General features: G+C 44.2%; 20 protein-coding genes. 12 read left to right on the top strand and 8 right to left on the bottom strand.

The window, feature by feature from the left end; translation table 11 throughout:
* Positions 1-324: 324 nt before the first annotated feature.
* From AB4138_RS07025 to AB4138_RS07000, 6 genes are all read left to right on the top strand, one after another.
* Entirely contained in the window at positions 325-2,163 is a 1,839-nt protein-coding gene (locus AB4138_RS07025; protein ID WP_017060920.1) for a PTS ascorbate-specific subunit IIBC, read from the top strand.
* Positions 2,164-2,229: 66 nt separating this feature from the next.
* A complete protein-coding gene (locus AB4138_RS07020) occupies positions 2,230-2,697 on the top strand; it encodes a PTS sugar transporter subunit IIA (protein ID WP_372154329.1) in 468 nt (155 codons plus the stop codon).
* A 10-nt stretch (positions 2,698-2,707) separates the two neighbouring features.
* Positions 2,708-3,406 carry an L-ribulose-5-phosphate 4-epimerase gene (locus AB4138_RS07015; RefSeq protein WP_017064003.1) on the top strand — a complete coding sequence of 233 codons (699 nt, stop codon included), beginning with the start codon at positions 2,708-2,710 and terminating at the stop codon, positions 3,404-3,406.
* A gap of 101 nt (positions 3,407-3,507) precedes the next feature.
* Positions 3,508-4,329, top strand: coding sequence for a pyridoxal phosphatase (locus AB4138_RS07010; RefSeq protein WP_017065672.1), 822 nt, complete (start codon positions 3,508-3,510; stop codon positions 4,327-4,329).
* 4 nt (positions 4,330-4,333) lie between these two features.
* Positions 4,334-4,981: a 3-keto-L-gulonate-6-phosphate decarboxylase UlaD gene (locus tag AB4138_RS07005; protein ID WP_017078555.1), complete on the top strand. Its 648-nt coding sequence runs from the start codon at positions 4,334-4,336 to the stop codon at positions 4,979-4,981.
* A gap of 8 nt (positions 4,982-4,989) precedes the next feature.
* A complete protein-coding gene (locus AB4138_RS07000) occupies positions 4,990-5,871 on the top strand; it encodes an L-ribulose-5-phosphate 3-epimerase (protein WP_372305438.1) in 882 nt (293 codons plus the stop codon).
* A 163-nt stretch (positions 5,872-6,034) separates the two neighbouring features.
* On the opposite strand, the gene AB4138_RS06995 is transcribed toward AB4138_RS07000, so the two are convergent.
* The gene (locus AB4138_RS06995) at positions 6,035-6,244 is read right to left on the bottom strand and encodes a hypothetical protein (RefSeq protein WP_009845895.1); all 210 of its coding nucleotides are present in this window, start codon (positions 6,242-6,244) and stop codon (positions 6,035-6,037) included.
* A 293-nt stretch (positions 6,245-6,537) separates the two neighbouring features.
* Between AB4138_RS06995 and AB4138_RS06990 the strand changes: the two genes are divergently transcribed.
* From AB4138_RS06990 to AB4138_RS06980, 3 genes are all read left to right on the top strand, one after another.
* Positions 6,538-7,710, top strand: a complete 1,173-nt coding sequence (locus tag AB4138_RS06990) for a glycerate kinase (RefSeq protein WP_372305435.1) — start codon at positions 6,538-6,540, stop codon at positions 7,708-7,710.
* A gap of 286 nt (positions 7,711-7,996) precedes the next feature.
* Positions 7,997-9,448, top strand: coding sequence for a catalase (locus AB4138_RS06985; RefSeq protein WP_102398420.1), 1,452 nt, complete (start codon positions 7,997-7,999; stop codon positions 9,446-9,448).
* A gap of 251 nt (positions 9,449-9,699) precedes the next feature.
* Positions 9,700-10,572, top strand: a complete 873-nt coding sequence (locus AB4138_RS06980) for a patatin family protein (RefSeq protein WP_372305432.1) — start codon at positions 9,700-9,702, stop codon at positions 10,570-10,572.
* Positions 10,573-10,704: 132 nt separating this feature from the next.
* On the opposite strand, the gene AB4138_RS06975 is transcribed toward AB4138_RS06980, so the two are convergent.
* The gene (locus AB4138_RS06975; protein ID WP_372305428.1) at positions 10,705-11,700 is read right to left on the bottom strand and encodes a 2-hydroxyacid dehydrogenase; all 996 of its coding nucleotides are present in this window, start codon (positions 11,698-11,700) and stop codon (positions 10,705-10,707) included.
* 347 nt (positions 11,701-12,047) lie between these two features.
* On the bottom strand, positions 12,048-12,848 hold the full coding sequence (locus AB4138_RS06970; protein WP_102428464.1) for a ferredoxin--NADP reductase: 801 nt from the start codon (positions 12,846-12,848) through the stop codon (positions 12,048-12,050).
* 331 nt (positions 12,849-13,179) lie between these two features.
* On the opposite strand from AB4138_RS06970, the gene AB4138_RS06965 reads away from it, so the two are divergent.
* Positions 13,180-14,124 (top strand): acyltransferase, encoded by a 945-nt coding sequence (locus AB4138_RS06965; RefSeq protein WP_017063993.1) that lies wholly within the window; start codon positions 13,180-13,182, stop codon positions 14,122-14,124.
* 105 nt (positions 14,125-14,229) lie between these two features.
* On the opposite strand, the gene AB4138_RS06960 is transcribed toward AB4138_RS06965, so the two are convergent.
* The 3 genes from AB4138_RS06960 to glgX form a co-directional block, all read right to left on the bottom strand.
* Positions 14,230-14,958 carry a tRNA (adenine(22)-N(1))-methyltransferase TrmK gene (locus AB4138_RS06960; RefSeq protein ID WP_017072289.1) on the bottom strand — a complete coding sequence of 243 codons (729 nt, stop codon included), beginning with the start codon at positions 14,956-14,958 and terminating at the stop codon, positions 14,230-14,232.
* A gap of 131 nt (positions 14,959-15,089) precedes the next feature.
* Entirely contained in the window at positions 15,090-16,832 is a 1,743-nt protein-coding gene (locus tag AB4138_RS06955; protein ID WP_102398418.1) for a diguanylate cyclase, read from the bottom strand.
* 240 nt (positions 16,833-17,072) lie between these two features.
* A complete protein-coding gene (glgX, locus tag AB4138_RS06950; RefSeq protein ID WP_017069732.1) occupies positions 17,073-19,058 on the bottom strand; it encodes a glycogen debranching protein GlgX in 1,986 nt (661 codons plus the stop codon).
* Between the two features lie 434 nt (positions 19,059-19,492).
* On the opposite strand from glgX, the gene lamB reads away from it, so the two are divergent.
* Positions 19,493-20,713: a maltoporin LamB gene (gene lamB, locus AB4138_RS06945; RefSeq protein WP_017058853.1), complete on the top strand. Its 1,221-nt coding sequence runs from the start codon at positions 19,493-19,495 to the stop codon at positions 20,711-20,713.
* Between the two features lie 165 nt (positions 20,714-20,878).
* On the top strand, positions 20,879-21,706 hold the full coding sequence (locus tag AB4138_RS06940) for a MalM family protein (protein ID WP_017058852.1): 828 nt from the start codon (positions 20,879-20,881) through the stop codon (positions 21,704-21,706).
* Between the two features lie 102 nt (positions 21,707-21,808).
* On the opposite strand, the gene AB4138_RS06935 is transcribed toward AB4138_RS06940, so the two are convergent.
* Both AB4138_RS06935 and pulA read right to left on the bottom strand, forming a co-directional pair.
* Positions 21,809-22,138: a hypothetical protein gene (locus AB4138_RS06935; RefSeq protein ID WP_017058851.1), complete on the bottom strand. Its 330-nt coding sequence runs from the start codon at positions 22,136-22,138 to the stop codon at positions 21,809-21,811.
* Between the two features lie 432 nt (positions 22,139-22,570).
* Complete coding sequence (pulA, locus tag AB4138_RS06930; RefSeq protein ID WP_372305426.1) at positions 22,571-26,269, bottom strand: pullulanase-type alpha-1,6-glucosidase; 3,699 nt, start codon at positions 26,267-26,269, stop codon at positions 22,571-22,573.
* Positions 26,270-26,275: the final 6 nt, after the last annotated feature.

The following is a 26,275-nucleotide window of genomic DNA, read 5'->3' as shown; positions in this document are numbered from 1 at the left end:
TGTCGTTGTGACAATTTAATGATTACTTTTGATTTGTTTTGATTCTAATAATCACCATCATGATTGTCAAACCACATCGCTATAAAAACCAGACATTAATCACAATGTTTTATAAGTAGTTGATTTTATTGTATTTATTATTTTTGCGTGTGATCTAAAGCTCAATTAAGCACATTCTGGGTGTGGTTAATTGATATAAATCAAAGTAATCACAAGTGAGCATTGAATGATTACTTTTGATTGGTAAAGTCTAGTTCGTGAGCAAAACTAGAATCATCACATCCTACAAATCATTAAAATTAAAAATCAATCAGGGGTAAAGATATGGAATTCTTATACGATATTTTCTATATTTTTTACAGTCAGGTAATGACCAAAGCACCGTTGCTACTCGGTCTTGTTACTTGTCTCGGCTACATCCTTCTAAAACGTGACGCAACAACTGTTATCTCCGGCTCTATTAAAACCATCGTTGGTTTCATGATAGTGCAGGTAGGTGCAGGAACATTGGTAGCGGGTTTTAAACCGGTTATTGAAAAAATGAGTGAAATACATGGATTAACGGGATCGGTAATCGACCCGTACACCTCCATGATGTCCACCATGGAAACCATGGGCGACAACTACTCTTGGGTTGGGTATGCAGTATTACTGGCTCTTGGGCTAAACATTCTACTTGTTGCCTTCCGACGTATTACGGGTATCAGAACCATCATGCTGACTGGGCATATCATGTTCCAGCAAGCTGGCCTCATTGCTGTTTTCTACTTCGTGCTTGGTGCAGGTATGTGGGAAACCATTATTTATTCAGCAATATTGATGGCGTTGTACTGGGGTATCTCCTCAAACATCATGTTCAAGCCGACTCAAGAAGTCACTGGTGGTGCGGGTTTCTCGATTGGTCACCAACAACAGTTTGCTTCATGGGTAGCCACCAAGGTTGCACCGAAGCTTGGCGACAAGAACGACAGTGTTGACCACATCAAACTGCCTAAGTGGTTACACATTTTCCACGACAGTATCGCTGCAACAACGTTAGTAATGACTGGCTTCTTCGGCATTATTCTTCTTTCGTTCGGTCTTGATAACCTTCAGGACATGGCAGGTAAAACGCACTGGTTTATCTACATTTTTGAAACTGGTTTGAAATTCGCTGTTGCCATTCAAGTCATCGTTACTGGTGTTCGCATGTTCGTTGCGGAACTGTCCGAGGCATTTAACGGTATTTCTCAACGCCTTATTCCTAACGCTGTTTTAGCAATCGATTGTGCGGCTATTTACGCCTACTCTCCTAACGCAATGGTATTTGGTTTCATGTGGGGCGCAGTGGGTCAATTCACCGCTGTTCTTGCAATGCTAGCGTTTGACGCACCAATCATGATCATTCCTGGCTTTATCCCAATGTTCTTCTCGAACGCCACTATCGGTGTGTTTGCTAACCACTTTGGTGGCTGGAAAGCGGTGATGAAGATCTGTTTCGTGATGGGCATCATCGAAGTGGTTGGCTCTGCGTGGGCAATCCATATCTTCGCTCAATCAGGTACTGAGTTTAATGGCTGGATGGGCATGGCTGACTGGGCTCTGGTATTCCCACCAATCATGCAAGGTATCTCAAGCTCTAGCATGTTCTTCTTTGTGATTTTGGCTTTGGCTGGCATCTACATGTACTTCGCTTCTAAGCAACTACGAGCTGAAGAAGACGCAGAAGCTGCTGCTGAAACAATGACCGCAGTAACGCCTGAAGGTATTGAGGTTGAAGTCGCGGTTCCACAACAATCGACAGCAACCGCTGAAGCACCATCTGTTTCAACAACGGCAGCTTCTACAACATCAGAAACTCGAATCTCACCAGCCGCTGACCAGAAACCGGTTCGTGTCTTAGTGTGCTGTGGCTCAGGACAAGGTTCTTCAATGATGTGCTCTAAGAAAATTAAAGAGTACTTGGACAAGAAAGGCATCCCAAGCTCGACCTTTAACAGCGCCATCACCGATTACAAATCACACCTTGGTTCATTCGACATCATCGTTACTTCGGTTGCTCTTGCAGCGAAGATCACGGGTCTGCCGGAAGGTAAGCAACAGTTAGCGGTTAAGAACATGATTATGGTGAAAACTTTCGGCGACGAGCTTGTTTCCATCATCGAGAACAACTTCCATAAATAATTAAAAACGGCTCAGTGGTGTCGCACTGCTGAGCCAATAAAAACAATTATATAAGTGAGCAATAACATGAACTTAAAAGAATCTCTTATCAAGAATAACTCTATCCTACTGAATGCAAAAGCAACCGACTGGAAAGCGGCGATCAAGCTAGGTACTGACGCATTGGTAAAAGCGGGCGTGGCTGAAGAGCGTTACTACGAAGCGATTACCAAAGCGATTGGCGAAGAAGGGCCTTATATCTGTATTCACGATGCGTTCGCACTGCCACATTGCCGCCCTGAAGACGGTGTTATTCGTACTGGGTTTGCGCTAACCGTGCTTGAAGCGCCAATTACGTTTGAAGGTGTTGATGAGCCTGTAGATGTGCTGATAACACTAGCGGGTAAGGACTCAGAAGAGCACATCGAAGGCACCATGCAAGTGGCGAACTTGATTGAATTCGATGAAGACTTCTCAAAACTTCGCGCGTGCAAAAGCCCAGAAGAAGTGGCGCGTTTAATTGATGCTGCATTGCTTCAAGCGGAAGCGGCGTAAGGAGGCAACGATGTCTAAATATAGCCAATTGAAACAACGTGTTTTAGAAGCCAATTTGCAACTTCCGAAATACGGTTTGGTGACATTTACTTGGGGTAATGTCTCTGAGTTTGACCGTGTTAACGGAGTGATAGCGATTAAACCATCAGGTGTCGAATACAGTGATATGACGGCTGAAGACATGGTGGTCGTCGATCTCGAAGGCAAGGTTGTTGAAGGGAAACTCAATCCTTCAAGCGATACCGCAACGCACTTAGAGCTCTATAAAGCTTTCCCTGAAGTGAGTGGCATTGTTCACACGCATTCACGCAGTGCCACCATTTGGGCACAAGCGGGTATCGACATCCCAGCCTTAGGCACCACTCACGCTGATTATTTCTACGGTGACATCCCATGTACACGTCGATTGTCTCACTCTGAAATTTCTGAAGAGTACGAGAAAAATACTGGCTTGGTGATTATTGAAGAGTTCAAGCAACGTCGAATTGATCCAATGGCCGTTCCAAGTGTGATTGTTGCAGGACATGCGCCGTTCTCTTGGGGCAAAGATGCCAACGACGCCGTTCATAACGCGGTGGTATTAGAAGAAGTGTCGGCAATGGCGTTGGCAACGCGCACCTTGAATAGCGGCATCAAAATTCAGCCAGAACTATCCGACAAACACTACTTACGTAAGCACGGTGAAAATGCTTATTACGGCCAACAGTAAATCGGCTTTTTGTTTAAATAAGCCGTTTAAGTAAGTCGTTTCTATTCGAAGTAGCTTCAATATTGATTAGGCCCGACTTCAGGGAATAAGTAGAGGACTCTATGTATAAAGTGCTGGCGTTAGATCTCGATGGAACCGTGTTAAAGGATGATCACACGATTCATCCAGAAGTAAAAAAGGCGATTCAAGAAGCCAAACAAAGTTGTCACGTCATGATTGTTACTGGCCGACACCACACAGCAGCACGACCTTACTATTACGAATTGGGGCTAGATACTCCAATCATCTGCTGTAACGGCACTTATGTTTATGACTATCAAACTGAAACGGTATTGACTCAAAACGCCATAGAGAAAGATAAGGCACTTACTTTCATTAACATGGCTGACGAGTTTCAGCTCAAGATGGTGATGTATATAACTCATGCCATGACGTACTCACAGTACAACCCATTTGCCTACATGTTGACATTGGAAAGCTGGGCTGAAACGGCACCAGAACAACATCGCCCACAAATTTACCAAGTGGAATCATTCATAGAAACAGCTCAACAAGCTGAACACGTTTGGAAGTTTGTGGTAGAGGGGAGCCAAGATTCCGTCGACCGTTTAATGCAACACCCATGGATAGGAGAGAACTTCAACGGTGAGCGTTCTTGGTCAAACCGAATCGACTTTGCTGCAAAAGGTAACAGTAAGGGCCTACGCCTTGCTGAATACATCGCAGAACTCGGTTATCACGCCGATGACGTCATTGCCGTCGGTGATAACCACAACGACATATCCATGATTAAGTACGCCGGATTCGGTGTAGCGATGCTCAATGCTGATGACATCGTCAAATCACACGTTCAACGCGTGTGCTCAACAGATAACAACCATGATGGCTTAGCCCGTCTAATACGTGAACAAATTAAAGGATAACAACATGACTAAACCAATGATTCAGATCGCCCTAGACCAAACAAACCTTCCTGCAGCAATTGAAGTGGCAAACAACGTTGAAAGCTTTGTTGATGTGATTGAAGTGGGTACTATTTTGGCGTTTGCAGAGGGAATGACGGCGGTTTCTACGCTTCGTAAAAATCACCCAGACCATATCCTAGTGTGCGACATGAAAACCACAGATGGCGGCGCAATTCTAGCGCGTATGGCATTTGAAGCAGGCTCCGACTGGATTACCGTTTCTGCAGCCGCACACATTGCGACTATTGGTGCATGTAAGAAAGTCGCAGATGAATTTAACGGTGAAATCCAAATCGAAATTTATGGTAACTGGACAATGGACGATGCTCAATCTTGGGTCGACTTAGGTATTTCACAAGCGATTTACCACCGTTCTCGTGACGCTGAATTAGCCGGTGTGGGTTGGACAGAAGAAGATCTCGTGAAGATGCGTGCCTTGTCTGAAATGGGCATCGAGCTTTCTATCACGGGCGGTATCGTGCCTGAAGACCTTTACCTATTTGAAGGCATTAAAGCGAAAACCTTTATCGCAGGTCGAGCACTTGCAGGTGACAAAGGTAAAGAAACAGCAGAAGCACTAAAAGCTCAGATCGATCGCTACTGGAACTAGGAGGCGTTATGTATCAAAACCTGTTACGCCACCGTGTAGGGCTTTATGAAAAGGCCCTACCTAACGAACTCAGCTGGGAAGATAAACTTAAGCAAACCAAAGAACTCGGCTTTGATTTTCTTGAGATATCGGTAGACGAATCAGACGAGCGTCGCAGTCGACTAGATTGGAATGACGAACAAGTGTATGCCTTGCGTCACCTTTGTGAAAAGCATGGTGTACCGCTGCAATCCATGTGTTTAAGCGCGCATCGCAAGTTCCCATTTGGATCTGCAGATCCGGTGATTCGTGAACAAGCGGCTATCCATATGGAAAAAGCGATCTCACTCGCTTACAAATTGGGTATTCGTACCATCCAATTGGCTGGGTATGACGTTTACTACGAGCCTGCGGATAAGGTGACTCACCAGAGGTTCATTGAAGGCATGAAGCTTTCTGCGCAGTTGGCGGAAAGGTCGGGCGTTATGCTCGCTGTGGAGATCATGGATACCGATTACTTGAACTCTTTGAGCAAGTTTGAAGTGCTGAGTCGTGAAGTCAATTCACCGTATTTCACGGCGTATCCAGATGTGGGTAATATCTCCGGTTGGAATTACGACATAGTGACGGAACTAAAGTTGAGCAAGCCTCATATCACTCAGATCCACCTCAAAGACACTTATAAAGTGACTGACGAATACAAAGGTCAATTTCGAGACTTAGTGATTGGTGATGGTGAAGTCGACTTTAATGCCATTTTTGAAACGTTGAAAGAGACTGAGTGCGTCGTACCACTCGTGATTGAGATGTGGGCTCAAGATGAACGTTGGAAAGAGAATATAATTACGGCACAAAAACGACTGAATGATGTTTGTGTGCAAACGGGTGTTCCGATGTTGTTTGACCACTAACTCTACTTAGAATTATTAACTAGTTTCTCTTTGCGTTCTCGGTGCTCCTAACGAAAAGAGAAAATGCAGCATATTGCCCCCCAATATGCTGCATTTTTATATCAACATGTCGCCCTAAACTGTTGAAGCTGAGGTTATGTCAATTTCGAAATAGTGGCTGTTCTTAAACAGCAATAGTCACATGATCACGGCCCACTTCAGCCATCTGAATCAGGTAGTCTGTGTGGTACTTCTTTTTGATGACGATTTGGCTACCGATTTCAGCAACAATCTTTACCACTTCCAACGCATCAGAAGGATGCAATGAAGAGTCTTTTGAAATTTCGATATTAACGCCTAAATTTGCCAATTTGATGATGTCGCTAGAATGCATGATGATGTCCAAGATGTTTGATTTTCGTGGACTATACCATCTTCAATTTATGCAACTCTACTCTGCCTATCCTAAAATTTCGGTCGATGCTCTCAATCTATGATTCCAATATGTAAGTAGTAGATCTAACTCACAAATTGCGGGTATCAATAACCTCAATGTGAGGGTGACGTTATGTGCTTAGTATTTACTTTATATACTGCCCCTATTAAGTGATTAGCTTGCTGATCTTCAATAGGGGCATTTTTGGATCGGGCACTCATCAAAATTACTAATCTTTTGGATCTCTCAGTATGAAAATTGTTATTGCACCAGACTCGTTTAAAGAATCTCTATCGGCTGTATCTGTGGCGGCGTGTATTGAAAAGGGCTTTCGTGAAATCTTCCCTGATGCTGAATACGTGACCTTGCCTTTAGCCGATGGCGGCGAAGGTACGGTTGATGTGTTGCTGCAAGGTTTAGTGGGACAGAAGCGAACACATCGAGTTGAAGGGCCGTTGGGCGCATTGGTTAATGCTGAATGGGCGATGCTTGAGCCATCCGATAGCAACCCGAACAAAACCGCACTTGTTGAAATTGCTGCGGCATCAGGTTTGGATTTGTTAGCGGCAGAGCAGCGTGATCCATTGATTGCTTCTTCATTCGGAACGGGGCAATTGATTTTGGAGGCGATAGAGCAGGGCGCTCAAACGATTATTCTTGGATTGGGTGGCAGTGCAACTAATGATGGCGGTGCAGGTATTGTTCAAGCATTAGGTGGGACACTGTTAGATAATGCAGGGCAAGAGCTTAACCGAGGTGGCGTTGCACTAGCTGATTTATCATCGATTGATCTTACTGGTTTAGATTCACGCTGTGCTGATATCGAGTTAATTGTGGCGTGCGATGTCGATAATCCGTTGTGTGGTGATAACGGTGCTAGCCATATATTCGGCCCACAAAAAGGCGCAAGCCCAGAACAAGTTGTGATGCTTGATAAGGCGCTTGAGAATTTTGCTCAAGTAGTTGAATCGCAAGGTTGTGTTCGTGGGGATGATCCCGTTCACAAGCGTACTGGTTATGGCGCGGCTGGTGGTGCTCCAATGGGGCTTGGTTTGTTGTTTAACATGCAGATTAAACCGGGTATTGAGATGGTGCTTGATGTTTTGCAAGCCGATGAAGTATTGAAAGGCGCAGATCTTGTGATTACCGGTGAAGGGCAAATGGACAATCAAACTCTGCAAGGAAAGACGCCTTATGGCATTGCCAAACGTGCGAGCTTACAGGGCATTCCAACCATAGGAATTGCCGGATCTTTAGGCACCGAAGTAGAAGCGCTTTACGGCGAAATGAGCAGCTTGTTTGGAACTGTAAGATCGCCACAAACTTTAGAAAAAGTATTACAAGAGGCGGAGCTTAACTTAACAAGAACGGCAAGAAATATCGCAGCGACTTTACGGTTAGGTCACAAAATATCTCAAAAATAGTGGCTTCTACGAGGTAGGCTGCGCCTAGCTTTGGTTTTCTGCGTGTTGTAAGTTCATGATTATTATATTGTAAATATTATTGTCAATATTGAATGATTATGATTTAGATCATTAATTTGATAGGTTTTATCCATGATAACGATAAATACAAACGATTATATTTTACTTTAGCCCAGGCGTATTCTATATCCTTAATTACTGCGTGGTTTTGTGTGATGAATAGCCACCATTCAGAAGTAAAGATGCAACAAAGATGGTGCATCTAAAAGGTAATAAGGAATAGATGATGAGTAAAAAATTAACTACAGCTGCGGGTTGTCCTGTTGCTCATAACCAGAATGTCCAAACTGCGGGTAAACGCGGTCCTCAACTTCTTCAAGATGTTTGGTTTTTAGAAAAAATGGCGCATTTTGATCGTGAGGTGATTCCAGAGCGTCGTATGCACGCGAAAGGTTCAGGGGCTTACGGCACTTTCACTGTGACTCACGATATTACTCAATACACCAAAGCTAAACTATTCTCTGAAATCGGTAAAAAGACGGATCTGTTTGCACGATTTACAACGGTAGCGGGCGAACGTGGCGCAGCGGACGCGGAGCGTGATATTCGCGGTTTCGCGTTGAAGTTTTATACTGAAGAAGGCAACTGGGATATGGTGGGTAACAACACGCCAGTATTCTTCCTTCGTGATCCTCTTAAGTTCCCAGACTTAAACCACGCGGTGAAACGTGACCCACGCACCAACATGCGTAGCGCGAAAAACAACTGGGATTTCTGGACTTCTTTGCCGGAAGCTCTGCACCAAATTACTATCGTAATGAGTGACCGTGGTATCCCTGCGACTTACCGTCACATGCACGGCTTTGGTAGCCACACGTTCAGCTTCATCAACGCTGATAACGAACGTTTCTGGGTGAAATTCCACTTCAAATCTCAGCAAGGTATTAAGAACCTTTCTGATGCAGAAGCGGCACAAGTGATCGGTGATGATCGCGAAAGCCACCAACGTGATTTGCTAGACAGCATCGATAACCAAGATTTCCCGAAATGGACGTTGAAAGTACAAGTGATGCCAGAAGCGGATGCAGCGAAGGTTCCATACAACCCGTTCGATTTGACTAAGATCTGGCCTCATGCAGATTACCCGTTGATCGAAGTGGGCGAATTTGAGCTAAATCGTAACCCGCAAAACTTCTTCGCAGAAGTAGAGCAGTCAGCATTCAACCCAGCGAACGTAGTTCCAGGTATCAGCTTCTCGCCAGACAAGATGCTGCAAGGTCGTCTGTTTGCTTACGGTGATGCACAACGTTACCGTTTGGGTGTAAACCATCAGCACATTCCAGTGAATGCGCCTCGTTGCCCAGTACACAGCTACCACCGTGATGGCGCGATGCGTGTCGATGGTAACTTCGGTGGCACATTAGGTTATGAGCCAAACAACGAAGGTCAATGGGCTGAGCAACCAGATTTCGCTGAACCAGCACTGAACCTAGATGGCGCAGCAGCACACTGGGATCACCGCGAAGATGAAGATTACTTCTCGCAACCGGGTGACTTGTTCCGCCTAATGACACCAGAGAAGCAAGCGATTCTTTTTGATAACACTGCTCGCAACCTAGGCGGCGTGCCAAAAGAGATTCAATTGCGTCACCTAAGACACTGTTACAAAGCTGACCCTGCATACGGTGAAGGCATTGGTAAACTGCTTGAAATCGATGTGAGCGAATTTAAGTCGTAATCAATCATCTTGATTCGTTAATTGAAAGGCCGTTGAGTGAATCACTCAACGGCCTTTTTTGATCTCGCTGTTTATTAAGCAACCCTAAATCATTGAAAAACTTAATAATCCACATTGATAGTTTTTACCTATCGAATTGATAAATCTATCCCATTATCTTTGTAAGAGTGATGGGATTATTCTACGACTATCTTTGTAAGAGTGATGGGATTATTCTACGACTATCAGTTTATAAAGTAGAAGAGTTTGAGATGAATAAGAGCGCATTAATCGTTGAAGGTGGAGCAATGAGAGGTATTTTTGCTGCCGGAGTTTTAGACGCCTTTATGCAAGACGATTTCCGTCCTTATGACTTTGCCATCGGCGTATCTGCAGGTGTGTCGAATCTGGTTGGCTACTTATCTCATGCACCAAAACGCAGTTATGATGTGATCACCACGATGGCGACGGATAAAACTTTCTTTAATCCTGCTCGCTTTGCCAAAGGCGGTAACTTGGTAGATGTTAAATGGTTATGGAACGAATCCAATCAACGTTATCCGCTCGATTGTGGTGAGTTGTTTTCAAGTATCCCACTCATTGCTGCTGTCACAAATGTCGATACGGGTAGTGCAGACTACTATCATATCAAGCCAGAAAACCTTTCTAATGTGGTTGAAGCGACAACAGCTTTACCTATAGCTTACCGCGAAACACCGTGTTTCTCGGGTGGTTGTTATACCGATGGTGGTGTAGCGGATTCGATTCCGGTTCGCGAAGCATACCGTCGCGGCGCACGAGACATTACGGTGATTCTTTCTCATCCTCTTAGCTACCGAATGAAACCGCAGAGGTATCAGTGGATGCTGAAAAAGCTGTTAAAGAAATTCCCAAATATTGCTGAGTCGATGGCTGTGCGCGCCGAAAACTACAACCAGTCTTTGGAGTTCATTCGTAACCCTCCCAAAGATGCGACCATTAAAGTGATTGCGCCGCCAGAAGCCTTCGCGGTGAAGCGTTTGACCATGGATCAAGTGACACTTGATGCAGGTTACGAGATGGGCATCCAAGCTGGGGAAGAGCATATCGCGATCCGAAAAGGCGTGTATGGTTTGGATATTGAAGATTGTCACTTTTGTGTCTAGTTCTGTTTTCGATAATGGACTAAGCTAAAAAGCCACGCTATTCATTAAGACCTAGCGTGGCTTTATATTTTAGAAAACAATCTATTTTTAAAACAATATTTTATTAAAGCAGCCTGTTACTAAACCAGTCTATTACTCGACCAATTCATTACCGCTGGTGTTACCAGTAAAGAAGGCATCAACACTGGTGAGCGTTGTGTTGGCAATGTTGAACAACGCATCTTTAGTCAAGAAAGCTTGGTGACCTGTGAACAGCACGTTGTGACAAGCAGATAGACGGCGGAACACATCATCGACAATCACGTCATTTGATTTGTCTTGGAAGAACAGCTCTTTCTCGTTGTCATACACATCAAGACCAAGTGCGCCAATCTTACTCTGTTTAAGCGCTTCGATAGCAGCTGTGGAATCCAGTAGTTCACCACGGCTGGTGTTGACAATCATCACGCCGTCTTTCATCTTCTCAAACGCAGTCGCATCTAATAGGTGGTAGTTCTCTTTACTCATTGGGCAGTGTAGAGAAATCACATCAGACTCTTGGTAAAGTTCGTCGAGTTCAACGTATTTAGCGCCTAACTCAACAGCTAACGGGTTTGGATATGGGTCATAGCATAGGATATTCATGCCTAAACCCTTCAGAATTCGCATGGTCGCTAGGCCAATTTTTCCAGAGCCTATCACACCTACAGTTTTACCGTGGAAGTTGAAGCCTACCAAGCCCTCAAGAGAGAAGTTTGCATCACGAGTACGCTGATACGCTTTGTGCAGCTTGCGGTTTAAACACATCATCATGCCGACCGTATGTTCTGCTACTGACTCTGGTGAATAAGCAGGAACGCGTACCACTTGCAAGCCAAACTCTTTGGCTGCGTCTAGGTCGACTTTGTCAAACCCCGCACAGCGCATCGCGATTAACTTGGTGCGGCCTTGAGCAAGAATCTCTAACACGTCTCGCGATAGGTCATCGTTTACAAACGCACAAACCACTTCGTTGTCGTGCGCCATTTTTGCTGTTGTTGTGGTGAGTCGAAAATCGTGAAAATGAAACTCAGCGTTGAGTTCGCCTTTTGCCAGTTCGAATGATTTTTCGTCGTATGATTTTGAGCTAAAAAAAGCAATGTTGAGCATGGCTTCCTCTCTTACCTAAAATATAAATAACCCACTAATTCATTCTCTGAGACGGGATTAAAACTAATAACTCTGTTCAGTGTGCTAGAGTTTTTTTCTCTTGTCTATCACCATTAGTCATTGTAATTGCTATGGTTATTTGATCTTTTGTCTTCACTTATTGAACATTAAAAATCACATTACGAGGTTGCTTGCTTATAAGTTCATCAATATTGAATGAATCTTACTTTCGGGTGTGGAACGTTGAATTTTCCAGTGTGACGGAATACGTAAATGACTCATATAAAACCTCTTCTCTAACTGTTCTTTGAAAGTTGTGCTTCTGTCTAACGAGTGGCGGTTGTTATTTACCAGTAGTTCTCACTGCTGAATTGACCGGGTTTTCTGCGTAAGTGCTTTTCGAAACCTAAGCTAGTTAGCGCTTCGCTTGTGTCACGAACCATTTGCGGATTGCCGCAAAGGTAGAAAAAACTGCGGGTTTGATTGAAAGCGACAGACGCGGCTTGCTCGAGGCCGCCTCCAAGTAACAAATTTGGGATTCGTCCGCGCAAAGTTCCGGTAACTGATTCTCTAGAAATAATTGGCACATATTTAAGTCTCCCTTGAAAGTGATTAACGAGTTGAGTGATACGATCTCGATAAGTCAGGTCTTGCTCTGTTCTTACAGCATGCACTAGAACCAGATTCTTGAATGAAGAGGCTTTGTCTGAAGCCAACTCATTTTGCTGTATCTGCATGCTCTCAAGTATTGAGATAAATGGGCCTACCGCGGTTCCGGTTGAAAGCATCCATAGATCGTCGGCGATCTCTGGGATCTCATCTAAGGTCATAAAGCCACTTGGGTCTTTGCCGACAAAGATGTCATCGCCCATCTTCAACTCATGAAGTTGAGGTGAAAGCTGACCGTTCTGATCCTTAATAATCAAAAATTCCAGATGTTGATGACCTTGTTCGTGCTCTGGCGCGTTCACCATCGAATAGGCGCGTCTTACGAACTCATCCTCACTGTTAAGTAAGCCAAGTTTCGTGAACTGACCTGCCTGATAAGAAGAGACAGGTGCACTAACCTGGAGTGAGAACAATTGATCTGTCCATTCTGTTTTGTTTAGGACTTTGCCTGTAACTAAACCATGAGGAATATCTGTCATATCATCCACCTTTAAGAAGAGAAGTTATCTCATTAAGGATACTCAACTATTTACACTTTAGAGTTGCATGTACCACGCCAATAATGAGAATGCTTATCAATACTGATTAAGGGTTAATTATTGGGTCGAATGTTGTCAAAAAGACAATATACTATTTGAGTCCAAATGACTCGTGCATGTGTTTTGGTTTCGTTTTAATAGACTTTAGCTGGTTGAACATCGTTAACATAGGTTGAGTGGTTTGACCCCTAGGATATTCAATCAATTACTGAAGAGAATAATTTATAGATGCGTATAATGGCGGCTTTCGTTCTCAATATAACTGTGTTTTATGCTTGATAATCTTCGTATGGCCTTGAACGTATTGTTCGTGACCATTAATACTGCATTCACCGCATTGGCTGTGAGCCTGTTTGCCCTAATCAAACTTATTTTGCCAATTTCTGTCGTTCAAAAATCATGCACTCGCTTAGCTAACTTCACATTCTGGTGTTGGGCTTCTCTTAATTTATGGATGTTGAACGCCAATAACGATATCGAATGGCAAGTGGAAGGGGGGGAAGATATTTCGACCAAGCAGTGGTATTTGATGATGTCTAACCACCTAAGCTGGGCAGATATTGTGATTTTGTCTTCAATCCTAAAAGACAAAATGCCGATGACGAAGTACTTCTTGAAACATGAATTGTTGTACGTACCATTTGTTGGCTTGGCCTGCTGGGGCTTAGATATGCCATTCATGAGACGCCACTCTCGTGAGTTCCTATTACGCAACCCAGAACGCCGTAATGATGATTTTAATGCAATCAATAAAGCGTGTACTAAGTTCAAATTAGCACCGACAACATTGGTTAATTTTGTTGAAGGGACTCGTGCAAACCACGAGAAACTGGCGTCAGCAAAGACCCCTTATCGCCACTTATTGAAGCCGAAAACTGGGGGCGTGGCATTTGCTTTATCTGCAATGGGCCCAATTTTGGATGGTATCGTGGATGTGACCTTAGCTTACCCTGAAAACCAAACCTCTCCGTTTGAAGATATGCTGAAGGGCAAAATGACTAAGGTCGTTGTGCGTATTAAATTGCATCCAATGGATGAGAACGTGAACGGTAATTACTTTGAAGATAAGGCTTTTAAACGTCGCTTCCACAATTGGTTGAACAGCACGTGGAAAGAGAAAGACGTCTACCTTGATACGGTTTATGGGGTTGATAAGCCTTCTGAGGTAGAGACAGTTGACGAGCCTGATGTGGCTTATAAGAAACAAGAACAGTAAGCTAAAACTGAATCGATAGCATTAATAAAGCCGATAGCTCATTGAACTATCGGCTTTTTTATTAATTTGACTTTCTTAATATTCAAACCATTAAGTTAGTACTTACTATGGCTTAACCGCCTGGTAAGCATCAATAATATGCTTTACTTGGCTAGGTTTGCCTTGCTTCTCTTGTCCTTGATGGATACGTAAGTAGTGCTGCAATGTTTTGGCTTTGTATTGCTGTGATACCTTCACTTGTTCATCACAACTTGGTGTCCAGATCTTGTCACCGACGTTTGATATCTCGCTAACGGTTTGGCTCTTTTCTGAATCACCGCGACTATTACTCACCAATAAAATCTCGTAGTAACGACGGTTCTCTTCAATCAACACTTCATCAATAAGACCAAAATGGATCGCCTTTAAATGGCTTCTCAACTCGAATTGCTGATGCACCGGACAAAGCAAGAAATCGATCGCTTTGTCTGGGTGTTGACGATGAATATCATCGACGAGCTTTTGAGTAAGATCGCCACCGACACCCGCAATAATAACTAGGTGTTTGCCTGTATGTTTCTCAAGCGGAATAGCGGCGACATCCATGCAGTAGACTTGCCATTGGCTGCTAACCGTTTGTTCGGCTCTGTTATCTTGCGGAAAGTAGCGCGCTAGCTTGCCTTCAAGCTCACTCATCAGAGACGGGACAATGTCGACAAAGTGAATCTGAGGCGCTTTATTATCCGATAACAGTTGAACACCCAAAAAGCCATGATCACAGCAACAGTCCCAAATATGCTGGTAGTCATTGCTGACAAGGGAGTGGAGAGTTTGCAGTCGGTTACTTAGCTTCATAAGGTTCGCGTCGTTAGAAAAGGGGTGTTGTCTTATCGAAGGCGCATTGTAATGACTTTCTAGAAAAACAAAAGCATCTAGGGTGTGAATCCTAGGTGCTTTGTAGTGGCTACAGAATTGTTAGTATAGGTTTACGATGCTTTGGCAACAGCCCTGATGTGGCCTTCAACTCGATTTTTTCCAAGTTGTTGCGCGATAAGTTTCGCTTGTTCCGCCAGCGCTAAAGCTGAGTCTGTTTCACCCTCTATTTGCGAGTATCCCACGCTAACCCCTAGCGATAAGGTGATATCTGGAGTGACGATGGTTTTCTCTGCGATTGCGACTCTGCACTGGTCTAGCTGGAATTTGGCATCTTTCACATCATTGGCTTTGAATAATACTGCGAACTCCTTTCCTCCAACACGAGCCAAGCAAAGTCCCTTTGGCTTGGGGAAGTAACTGCGTATCGATTCTGCAGTCAGCTTGATCATCTTGTCGCCAACCGCTTCACCGTAGGCTCGGTTTACGTGGTCGAAGTTATCGATATCAAGCAGAGCGACATAGGTATCGGGCTCGCTCACGTAGTTTTCGATGGCGATGCTGAAACTGCTCTTATTGTCTAACTGCGTCATCAGATCTTTGCTGCTCAATTGATGTTGAAGCAGTAAGTTAGACAAAGAGACTTCAGTGTAATCACGGATCATTCGTAGAATACTCTGGCTGATCGGTAAGTTTACGTTTACGTACAACACTGCGATCAACTGCTGACGAGAGTGCAAAGGAATACAGTAATGACGTTGGTGTATTTTGAGTTTACACGCCAGTGGATCGGCGTACTTACCACTTCGGTAAGCCATAGTGTCCGGTGTAAATCGCTCTGCAAGGGCTTTGTCACAATGTACCGTGGATTTGTTTCCGTGATAGTCGATGGTACTGAATGCGTGGTTCTCAAGCTGATAGAGACAGAATTGAATGCCTTTTTGGTAGGTGAAACTATCCAGTATGGATTTTAACTCTCGCTTAAAGCTTACAAGGTCATCGACTTTATTCAGTTGCGACAAGGACACGTTCAAACGATAAGCCAGATAGTTGGCACCAATCCACAATAGCAGGAGTGAGCCCAGTACTAAGCCCGTCAACGTAAATTGATGTGAGCTGGTTAAGATGTCATGGCGGTCAGTGCCCGCAATGAACACCCAATTTAAGCTGTTGTCTGCGTCAAATACCGATATTTTGAAGTTATCTTGATAGTAATATTCGTGCTTACCAACGGTTTCACCTTGTGAGAGTTGGTGGCTGATCCCTGCATGGAAGCTGATGGATTTAGAACCGATACGCTGTGGATCCGGGTGGAATACCAGTCGCTCTGTTGCTCTGTCTACAACAAATACATAGCCATTATTAAGCGTTTTTAAATCTCTTAAACCTTGCGTGGTATGCATTAAATCAAACTCAATCCATATTTCTTCGTTGAGCTTTTCTGCAGTGTGTTTAACGGCGAAAACCCATCGTCCATCGGCTTTTTGGTAAACGGAAGAGATGTAAAAATCTTCTACAACACCGTCTATTGAATGCCATTGTATTGTGGCGATTTGTTCATTGGAAAGAGGAAGGCCACGAGTGGAGACATAATGTTGGGAGTTAGGTTGGTATCGAACGATATCGGAGAAATTTGGTGTTCTTCTTAGAATATTATCACTCAATTCTCTGAATTTTTTATCACCGATTGGAGCCGTTTTAGGCAAGCCTAGACTGGTTTCTAAAAAATAGAGTTTGCCGAATGTGGCTTCGATGTTGGAACGAATGGTAGAGCTTGCGATACGAATGTTTGATGATGATTGTTCTGTTGCTGCTGTTTCTACTTTTTCAAGCTGAGTCATAGCAAGATAGAGCATCCCTCCAGTTAATAAAATAATGTATGGTTTAAAAAGCCGAATTAATGTTTTAGGTAAAGCCATGATATCCAAAGACGTTATAGATTCATTTTTATAGTACGGCAATACTAAACAGTTTCATTAACCACATCAATGCAAATGATTCCATATGGATGAATGATTTTTGTGATATTCAGCTAACAAAAAAGCCAGCTGTAAATATAACTGGCTTCTATGGTTTTCGGTGTTTTATTAAGCTGACTAAGCTTTTGCTTTAATCAAATCAGCCTGATCTGGCGAATAGTGCAAAATTGCCATCGAAGTTGGCGACAACAACATTTCACCTTCTGCATGACCGGGTTTAACGTTTCGCAAGTTGGTATCACAGATGGTTACCCAGTTTTGTTCACGGTCATTCGGTAACGAGAAACGTGCTGGCGCATTGGTTTGGTTGATAAGATAAATTAACTCGTCGCCATCTTTACCAATACCTAAATGCAAAGCGACTGAGCTTAAGCGGTTCCAGTCGTCATGCTCCATAAGTGTGCCATCGACACGGCTCCAGAAGATGCGGTTAGAGTTACGCTTTTCGCCACTGAATGCCTTAATAAACGGCACCATGTATTGCTGACGAGCAGAGATCATTTCAGATAACCAAGTCTTGAAGTAAGTCTTGCGCTCTGAATCTTCCCAGTTAAGCCAGCTGGTCACGCCATCTTGGCAGTAAGCGTTGTTGTTACCTTTTTGAGTATGAGATAACACATCGGCCGTCAAAATATGAGGAATACCAAAAGCAAACAGCAGGCTCGCCATGAAGTTGCGTTTCTGCTTTTCACGTGTTGCGATAACTAACAGGTTTTCGGTTTCACCTTCAACACCGTAGTTTTCAGAACGGTTATCACCATGCCCATCGCGGTTATTCTCACCATTTTCTTCATTGTGCTTGTGCTTGTACGAGACAAGGTCCTGCATGGTGAAGCCATCATGGTAAGTGATGTAGTTGACGGTGAGTTTGTAAGGCCAGTGTGCTGCACTGTAGATATCACGAGAGCCCATTAGGCGTGTAGCAAACTCTTTTAGGTAACCCTGATCACCGCGCCAGAAGCTACGTGTGATGTCTCTCAGCTTGTCATTGCATTCATTCCAACCAAGCGGGAAATTACCCACTTGATAACCATTAGGACCAATATCCCACGGCTCTGCGATTAACTTAGTTTCTTTAAGTACAGGGTCTTGAGCTACGGCTTTAAAGAAAGCAGCCTCAGGGTTGTAGTTGTCGCCTTCGCGCCCCAGTGTCGCTGCCAAGTCAAAACGGAAGCCGTCGACTTGGAATTCACTCACCCAGTACCGAAGTGTATCCATCACTAAGTTGAGTGCAGGTTGGTGGGTAAGGTCGACGGTGTTTCCACAGCCAGTGAAGTTCGCGTAATGGCAGCCATGTTTAATGTAGTAGCGGCTATCGAGTGCTTTTAGGTTGAAGGTGGTTCCGCCTTCCCCACCTTCTGCTGTGTGGTTGTACACCACGTCTAGAATGACTTCGATGCCATTGCGGTGCAGTTCGCGAATCGCAGTCTTTAACTCGTTTACGGCATCTTTCTCTGCGTAGCGAGGGTCAGGCACCATAAACAAGTATGGGTTGTAACCCCAATAGTTCACTTTACCCATGTCTAATAGGTGTGGTTCATGCATGCATGCGGCAATGGGCAAAAGCTGTAGAGAGTTGATATTTTGCTGTTTGTAGAACGCAAGCATTTCAGGGCTCACTAACCCTAAGTAGCGTCCTTTAGTATTGGCAGCCACTTCTGGGTGCAGTTGAGATAGACCTTTTACATGCGTTTCAAAAAGAACGGTATCTTCGCGGCTAATGCGTGGCTTTTCTACATCTTGCCAATCGAAGGTGTCATCAACAACGACACATTTCGCCATAGCAAAGCTTTTTTCATTGGTATATGGCGTGACGTAATCGAGCGGTTCGCTTATTGCTTTGGCATACGGGTCTGAAAGCAGGATAGGGCCATTGTCCGTTTCGGCAATGAAGCCGTATTTTTGCCCCGCTTTAATACCATCAATAAAGACATATCTGATATCAGCGTATTCATTTTCCAATTTATAAGTGGTGAATTCGTCGTTCTCGTCAAAAAGAGCGAGTGAAAGAGATTTACAGTCAGGAGAATAAATAGAGAAGTTGCAGCCAGTGTTACCTAGCGTTGCGCCTAGCGGATAAGGGCGAGCGAGCGTTCTAGTCATTGCTTGATTTCTTGTTCGTTTATCGACATCAGTGAACTATAAGTAAAAAGCTTTGTCACAGTAAGGTCAAGCAACTTCACAGATTAATTACGGTAAAAAAAATAATTCATCGATGAAGTTCAAATTATATATTTGAGCTAGATCTCACTTATGTTGAATAATTAGATCTGTGTGCTGTCTACTCCTCCTATATTAAGTGATCTACCTCTTTAAAACACCATTCTGTATATTTTCTACTCCCCTCTAGTCCCCCTTAATTAACTTAGGGGCGGAGGAAGTCAAACTTGTCATCCCCTCTTAATATTGACCCCGTTGAAACGAATCAGGGGAAACCCTAAACCTCTCTATCTTACGACTACCATTACTGCCTTTGGTTGCCGCAAGAGAGCAAAAATATAAAAACCTAAAATAAATCGTCCTTAATGGAGTTAAGAATGAAAAAAGTAAGTTTGATTGCTGTTGCAGTGGCAACTACATTAGCTGCTGGCTCTGCGTTCGCTGTAGATTTTAATGGCTACATGCGTGCTGGTACTGGTATTAGCGGTAACGGTAACGGCGACGTATCAGTAAATAAAAACGGTATTGGTCGTCTAGGTAACGAAAATGACAACTACTACGAGTTTGGTCTAGCTGAAGAACTAAAAACTGGCGAGCAAACGTGGCGCGTAGAATCTATGATTGCTCAAGGCAACAACGGTTCTAATGGTTGGGAAGACGGTGATTTCAACGTTGCACAATTTGCTGTTAAAGCTAAAGGCGTGATCGCTTCAGACAAAGAAGCAACGCTTTGGGCTGGTAAAACATACTACCAACGTAAAGATATCCACATCACTGACTTTTACTTCCTAAACACGTCAGGTACCGGTGGTGGTATTGAAAACTTATCTATTGGTGACCAGAAGCTTTCTGTTGCGCTGATTCAAGACGGTGACCACGACGAGTCTACAGGTTACATTTTTGATGCTCGTCTAGCGAACATTGGCCTATGGCAAGATGCATCTCTAGAGCTAGCATTAGCGTACAACTTTGCAACTGACTCTGATGATAAGAGTGAAGAAGCGGATGATGGCCTACTAGCTTCTGCGATCATTCACCAAGGTATGGATAACGGTTTCCACCAAACTATCCTTCAATACGGTACTAACGGTTACGGTGTTCAGGCGGCTAACTTCTGGGGTTCAGGTACATACTACGCTCGTGGTACTGAAGCATTCAACGATGCATCTGGTTTCCGTTTGATCAACTGGGGTGTAATGAACCTAGGCGAATCTTGGGAAATGGGTCACCAACTAGCATACCTATCTGGTAGCGACATCGGTGGTCAAGCTGCAGGCGTTTACACAAACAAAAACTTTGATATCGACCAGTACTCTGTAGTTGCTCGTCCAATGTTCAAGTGGAACGACACTATGCGTACTATCTTCGAAGCAGGTTACAATGCTGGTGAGAAAATTTCAGACAGCGGTTTAGCTAAAGAAGATTTCGGTAACGCTAAGTTCACAGTAGCTCAAGCTTGGGCTATGGGTGACAGCTTCTGGGCTCGTCCTGAAATTCGTGTTTACGGTTCTTACATCCTAGATACTGAAAACAAAGATGCATTCAACGGCGACGATACTGAGTACGTGTTCGGTATCCAAGCTGAAGCTTGGTGGTAAACACTTAGCTTAACAAATCCTAAACTGTCCTAATTCATAGCCGGCTCGCGTCGGCTATTTTTTTAAGGAATGTACGATTAAGTTGATCGTTCCCTAGGTGAATAGTTCTCTTTGTGGTAATTAAAGTTAGTAAATTTCTTAAAAAAATAACAAGAAGGAAGGGTTATGTATTTTAAAGCTCTAATGTTGAGTGGTTGTGTTGCATTGGCCGGTTGTCAATCTGCACAAGTAGTCGAGCAAGTGCAAGTGGCACAGGCTGAACAAGTTAACTCTATTGCTGGTCTTCAATTTGCCCCGATGAAGCTTCCAAGCTCGGCAATTTTCGATGTAACACCAGACAGTCAAATTTTAAACTATCAGGGTATAAACAGCCCTGTAGTAGCGATCGAGCTACCAGCGGATCGCGGTGAATACTCTATTAAGATCACCAGCATGATCGGTGATACAGCATTTGTGCCGAATGCCGTGATTTACGATAAAAACGGTCGCGAGTTAGAGCGTTATGGCAAAGAGAGCTTCGAATACGCGAAGCCTAGGTTGCATTTGGGCAACCGTCTTGTTGCAGAAAATGATTTTTACCCACCGACAACTGCTGAATCTGTTTACTTAGTTATCTATACAGAGCAAGAAGATCTTGGTGGTTTTACTGATGTCATTCACCCTGCACGTTTAGATGCGGAAGGCCGCGGTAACTACCTGCCAGAAGTAGAAGACATCCCCGTTCCAAACGCGAATGTCGGTAAGATTGAAGTGACTATTGATAGAGTGGGCTTCTTCTCATTTGGCTCTAGCAGTGAATCTAACGCTAAACCAGCGGCAGCAGCTAAGGTTGAGACTATTCAACCAGAAACACAAACTTACTACCATAATGCCATTCAAGCAGCAGTAGACGCAGACAATATTCCCAAAGCACTTAGCTTATTAGATGAAGCAAAAGCCCTTGGTATTGAAGGTGCACAAGAAGCCTTTGTGCGAGCCGTCAACGCCAAGTAATATAGATAAAGGGTTCCTTTAAAAGTGCAATGCTTGTAAGTTAAGCATCGGTTAGCATCTTCTAAGGAACCCTATCGAATACCGCTTTAATGTATATGCTTTTTATTTGCAATGTTCAGCAACTTTCTCGCCTAAAGGGACTTCTGTATTTTCGCATTTTGATACGTGACCAGTAGTCGTTTCCCCTGCTTTATCCGTTTCCATATATTGATCAACATTACCGTTGCTTTCAAGTGTTTGCAGTGCCTGTTTGTGCGCGGCATTTTCAGCTTGTATTTGTTGCGTTGTTGCAGTGCTAGGAGTATGTGCCAGGGCGCGAGCAGCGTCGGTAGATTCTACAAGATCAGTGGTATTAGCCAAAGCCATCCCGCCCATCAATGCTGTAGTCACGATGCCCATTTGGATGGTTTTGATGATATGTTTACGGTTCATGGAAGTTTTCCTAATCAAAATTTAACGACACCGCAAACAACTGCGGTGTTTTGCTGTTGATAGAATATTACATCGAGAATTGAATGTATTTTAATCGTAATTGTAGGGCGTAACCCTTCAAAAAAGGCTGCCAGGATTAATTCTGTTCACTTAAGGGAGAGCGGCATTCCTACTATGATATATCGTTAAGATTTGGTTTTAACGGTTCTAAGGAATATCCTTTCCCTTTAGTTCTAAGTTTTCAGCCATGTAATCGAATGTAGGGGCTATAAAGTATGGTTGGAAATGCCCCGAATTTTAATGGGCGATGCAGTTGTTTATTATTTGCTTAAATCTGCTGGGTTCAATAGTTGTAAAAAAGGGAGACTGACGTCTCCCAAAGGCTAGCTTTCGCTTGTTTTATTATCTGTTACTTGAACCTAAGCTTGGAGCTTAATTCTTAGTGACAGATACCACAGCTTTGTCTACATTGTCGTCAAGCTCGTGAATGGCATTCAAGGTGAAGGTGTAGCTGCCCGCTTCCGTTACGCTCAATTGGCAATTGCCACCTGTGCCAATATCGATTGACCCGCTTGCAAGCTCTACAGAATCGCAACCAAAGTTAGGTGATACCCAATCAGCATCAGCAAACTTGAAGCCATAGTTACCCGCTTCCAAGTTGCCTGTCACAGAATAAACACCATTAGCGACAAAGTTCATTGCCCAAGCATCAACAGGGTTCCAACCATTCATATCACCACGCACGTACACGGTTGTTTGACCGTACGGAGGAATGCTAGATACATCCTTGTCTGAGTTATCAACCGGCAAACCAGCGCCTTGTGCATCGCCTTGAGCTTGTACAAATACAGCGGTGGTTAGTGCAGGGACTGTGAAGGTTTCAGCGGCGAAGCTTGCACCTTTTACAATGTCATCTTCAGAGCTCTGTTGAACGGTGTGAAGTGTAAAGCCGGTTGCTCCCGTGATTTTGAACGATTGAGATTCATTCGTTGAGTTTACAACTGCGACAATCGCATCATTGGCAGGGTCAAGGTCTTCGCCCGCAGACACGCCATCATCGATCGACATGACAATCAGGCCTTCGACTTGATCTTCGCCAACGTTACGGAAGTCGACACGCTTCATAACTTCGTCAGCTGTATCTAAGCGGAACAGTTCGCTTGAGCTACGGATCTTTAATAGCTCTAGGAATTGCTGCTTAGTCAGCTCAATGTCGTCTGAGTCTGGTTTAGCCGCGCTGTCAGCAATGATTGTTTTGATCAGATCCCAGTTGGCACCATCTTTATCTTCACGAGGTAAGCCAACATTCCAGTTGTTGTCCGTCCCATCAAACATGACGCGGTTGTACCAGTCACCAGAATCGTAAGAATCGCGCTGCATAGACTTAGATCGTAGCAGTTCAGAACCCATATGGATGAATGGTATGCCTTGGCCTAGCATCACGGTAGAAAGCGATACAGACTGCATACGCGCACGCTCTGCAGAGCTAGTACCAGTGGCGATCTTGTAAGCGTTGTTATCCCAAAGTGTTTGGTTATCGTGTTTGGAAACGTAAGAGATGTTCTCGGAAGGCATCTTGGTGTAACCAGCTGGCGCGCCGTTGTAATCAACGTTTTTACCCAGTTTGGTATCGCCTTTGTAATCAATCAGTACGTATTCAGCGAGGTTACCTGCCATACCTAAACGAACAAGGTCTTGGTTATGTAAACGACCATTGATCGAATCTTGATCAACTTTGGTTTCTTCGTTGGCAATCGCTGCGTTACCAAAGCCTTGGTTAAAGCGAAGTGGGTGGTTGCCTTCTGAGTCGACACCACCATCGAATGGGCTACCACCACGAACGGCGTCACGCAAACGGTCTGAGAAGGTACCGATTTCTGTACCTGCCATATTGATTTGGTTTGCTTGATCGAAGCGGGCGTTGTTGGCGACTTCACCAAAGTCCCAGCCTTCCCCGTAGAACAGAGTATTCGGGTCGATTTTGCGCACTTCTTCCAATGCTTCGACCATTACATCTTTTGGCTGGTGGCCCATCAAGTCAAAACGGAAACCATCCACTTTGTAGTCGTCAGCCCACACCTTAAGTGAGTCGACCATCAATTTACCCATCATCAGGTTTTCGGTCGCAGTGTTGTCACAACAAGTCGAGTTTTCTACGCCACCAGTGTTGACGTTAAGACGGTGGTAGTACCCAGGGACAATCTTATCCAGTACCGACTTATCGTTCACACCAGACGCATTGGTGTGGTTGTATACCACGTCCATGATCAGCTTAAGATCCATGTCGTGCGTAGCTTTGACCATCTGACGGAATTCGAGAATACGCTGAGAACCATTAGGATCGGTCGCGTAACTTCCCTCAGGCACTGTGTAATGGAATGGGTCGTAGCCCCAGTTGAAGCTATCAAGCATACGAAGGTCATTCATTAATGCTTGTGCGTCACCCGTTGAAGGGTCATAACCATCGAGTACGTCTTCGATGACTTTGTTTTCGTCTTCGCTTCCACATAAGGTAGCTGTCGGTTTTACATCACACAGTTTTCCTACGGTGTCGGTGATATCAACACGGCTCGCGGCATCTTCATCGACGGTAGCGATATCAAATGCTGGTAAGATATGCAGCGTAGTTAAACCTGCTTCTTGGAGAGCTTGTAGGTGTTTGACCGACTCACGATCGGCTTCTGTAAGAGCGAGGTACTTGCCATTTAGGCTAGCTGTGCCGAGCTTATCGCTGAAGCTAAAGTCACGTAGGTGTGATTCGTAAAGTACGTGGTCTTCGTCTTTTTCTACGGTTGGTCGTTGGTAGTTGTCCCAGTTCGCTGGTTTCAAGGTTGAATCATTTAGGTCAATCACTTGAGAGTATGCCGAATTCTTCGATAAGCTGAGAGAGTATGGGTCTGTCACTAGGCGAGTCTCAATGTTGCCTGTGGTTGGGTGGTAAACCTTCACTTGGTAGCGATAGTAACTGTTGACAGCGTTAGGTACCGCGTCAGTCGCCCAAATACCCGTCTCAGTGCTTTCTGTCATTGGAAAAACTTGTGAGCTTTTCAGGTCTTCGCTGTAAAGAACTAGCTCTACATCTTGCGCGGTTGGTGCCCAAAGCTTGAAGGTCGCCGCACTGCCTTCAACAATTGCGCCTAGTTCTTCAGCCATTGCATTACCAGCATCTTCGCTAGCAAATACCGCATCAAGCACACCAGGTTTTTGAACCTCAGTTGAAGAGATAACATCGCCATTGGCATTGTAGGCAACAAAAATTATCTGAGATTTTAAAATAGTGCGAAGTGTGCTGTCGTCAACATCGATAGCTAGGGCAGGTAAGCTTGCAAGGTGTCGGAAACGCTCTTTCAATTCAGAAGATAGTTCTCCGTCTTTGCTTAGTTCAATTGCAGTTCCACCGACAATCTCTTTGTCATCGTTCATTGTGATGCTGTTGTCTAGTGCATAGAAAAGCTTCACAGAGTCTGCATTGCTAGCCGCTTCCCAACCAATTGTGGTTGCATCTAGCCAGTGTGCTTTTTGACCATCAATATTGACTGGGCGCTCTGAAATTGGGTCGTAGTACAACTCGCTGCTGCCATGGAAACCAAATACGCCTTGTGAATCGCCAAGCTTAGTTAACTCGACTTTTGAGTTCGCACTGCCAAATGCTTTCTCATCACCATTGTGCAAGATGAAGTTCATGCATTTGTGTGGGTCAGAGGCATCTGGGTCAACTTTCAACACATAATAGGCACCGTAAGTATCGCTGATACCATCGTATTCGTAAGGGCTGTTCCAATCGGTTCCGGTTTCACTCAACCCCATGCCGACTAAGTCTGTGCTGGTACAGCCTTCGCCATTCCACAGGTGAAGTCCCCAACCGTCGTAAGTAGAGCCAGATGAGCTGGCAGCGGCAACATCGCGTTTGTAGTAAATAACGACTTCGTTTTCAGCTGCAGGGTATAAACCACTGTTGCCAGGGGCTGTACCGTTGTCGCTATCATTATCACTACCACAACCCGCGATCAAAGTAGCGGTGAAGAGCGGTAACATTGCTTTGGCCAATGTAGAGCGTTTGAAGCTCTTCTTTTTGGTATTGTTGAAGGTATTTCGTAGAGAGATAATTTTATTAATATTTATGTTGTTCACGTTTTG

Origin of the sequence: Vibrio sp. 10N.286.52.C3 (assembly GCF_041468865.1) — a bacterium.
Classification (GTDB): Bacteria; Pseudomonadota; Gammaproteobacteria; order Enterobacterales; family Vibrionaceae; genus Vibrio; species Vibrio crassostreae_C.
Note: the sequence above shows the minus strand (reverse complement) of the source record. Positions and strands in the feature narration are given on the sequence as shown.

Coding starts and splice junctions, on each gene's coding strand:
- lamB (WP_017058853.1), top strand. CDS start 19,493: ATGAAAAAAGTAAGTTTGATTGCTGTTGCAGTGGCAACTACATTAGCT.
- AB4138_RS06940 (WP_017058852.1), top strand. CDS start 20,879: ATGTATTTTAAAGCTCTAATGTTGAGTGGTTGTGTTGCATTGGCCGGT.
- AB4138_RS06990 (WP_372305435.1), top strand. CDS start 6,538: ATGAAAATTGTTATTGCACCAGACTCGTTTAAAGAATCTCTATCGGCT.
- AB4138_RS06960 (WP_017072289.1), bottom strand. CDS start 14,958: ATGAAGCTAAGTAACCGACTGCAAACTCTCCACTCCCTTGTCAGCAAT.
- AB4138_RS06970 (WP_102428464.1), bottom strand. CDS start 12,848: ATGACAGATATTCCTCATGGTTTAGTTACAGGCAAAGTCCTAAACAAA.
- AB4138_RS06955 (WP_102398418.1), bottom strand. CDS start 16,832: ATGCTCTATCTTGCTATGACTCAGCTTGAAAAAGTAGAAACAGCAGCA.
- AB4138_RS06985 (WP_102398420.1), top strand. CDS start 7,997: ATGAGTAAAAAATTAACTACAGCTGCGGGTTGTCCTGTTGCTCATAAC.
- AB4138_RS07010 (WP_017065672.1), top strand. CDS start 3,508: ATGTATAAAGTGCTGGCGTTAGATCTCGATGGAACCGTGTTAAAGGAT.
- AB4138_RS06975 (WP_372305428.1), bottom strand. CDS start 11,700: ATGCTCAACATTGCTTTTTTTAGCTCAAAATCATACGACGAAAAATCA.
- AB4138_RS07000 (WP_372305438.1), top strand. CDS start 4,990: ATGTATCAAAACCTGTTACGCCACCGTGTAGGGCTTTATGAAAAGGCC.
- AB4138_RS06995 (WP_009845895.1), bottom strand. CDS start 6,244: ATGCATTCTAGCGACATCATCAAATTGGCAAATTTAGGCGTTAATATC.
- AB4138_RS07005 (WP_017078555.1), top strand. CDS start 4,334: ATGACTAAACCAATGATTCAGATCGCCCTAGACCAAACAAACCTTCCT.
- AB4138_RS07015 (WP_017064003.1), top strand. CDS start 2,708: ATGTCTAAATATAGCCAATTGAAACAACGTGTTTTAGAAGCCAATTTG.
- glgX (WP_017069732.1), bottom strand. CDS start 19,058: ATGACTAGAACGCTCGCTCGCCCTTATCCGCTAGGCGCAACGCTAGGT.
- AB4138_RS07020 (WP_372154329.1), top strand. CDS start 2,230: ATGAACTTAAAAGAATCTCTTATCAAGAATAACTCTATCCTACTGAAT.
- AB4138_RS06965 (WP_017063993.1), top strand. CDS start 13,180: ATGCTTGATAATCTTCGTATGGCCTTGAACGTATTGTTCGTGACCATT.
- AB4138_RS06935 (WP_017058851.1), bottom strand. CDS start 22,138: ATGAACCGTAAACATATCATCAAAACCATCCAAATGGGCATCGTGACT.
- AB4138_RS06980 (WP_372305432.1), top strand. CDS start 9,700: ATGAATAAGAGCGCATTAATCGTTGAAGGTGGAGCAATGAGAGGTATT.
- AB4138_RS07025 (WP_017060920.1), top strand. CDS start 325: ATGGAATTCTTATACGATATTTTCTATATTTTTTACAGTCAGGTAATG.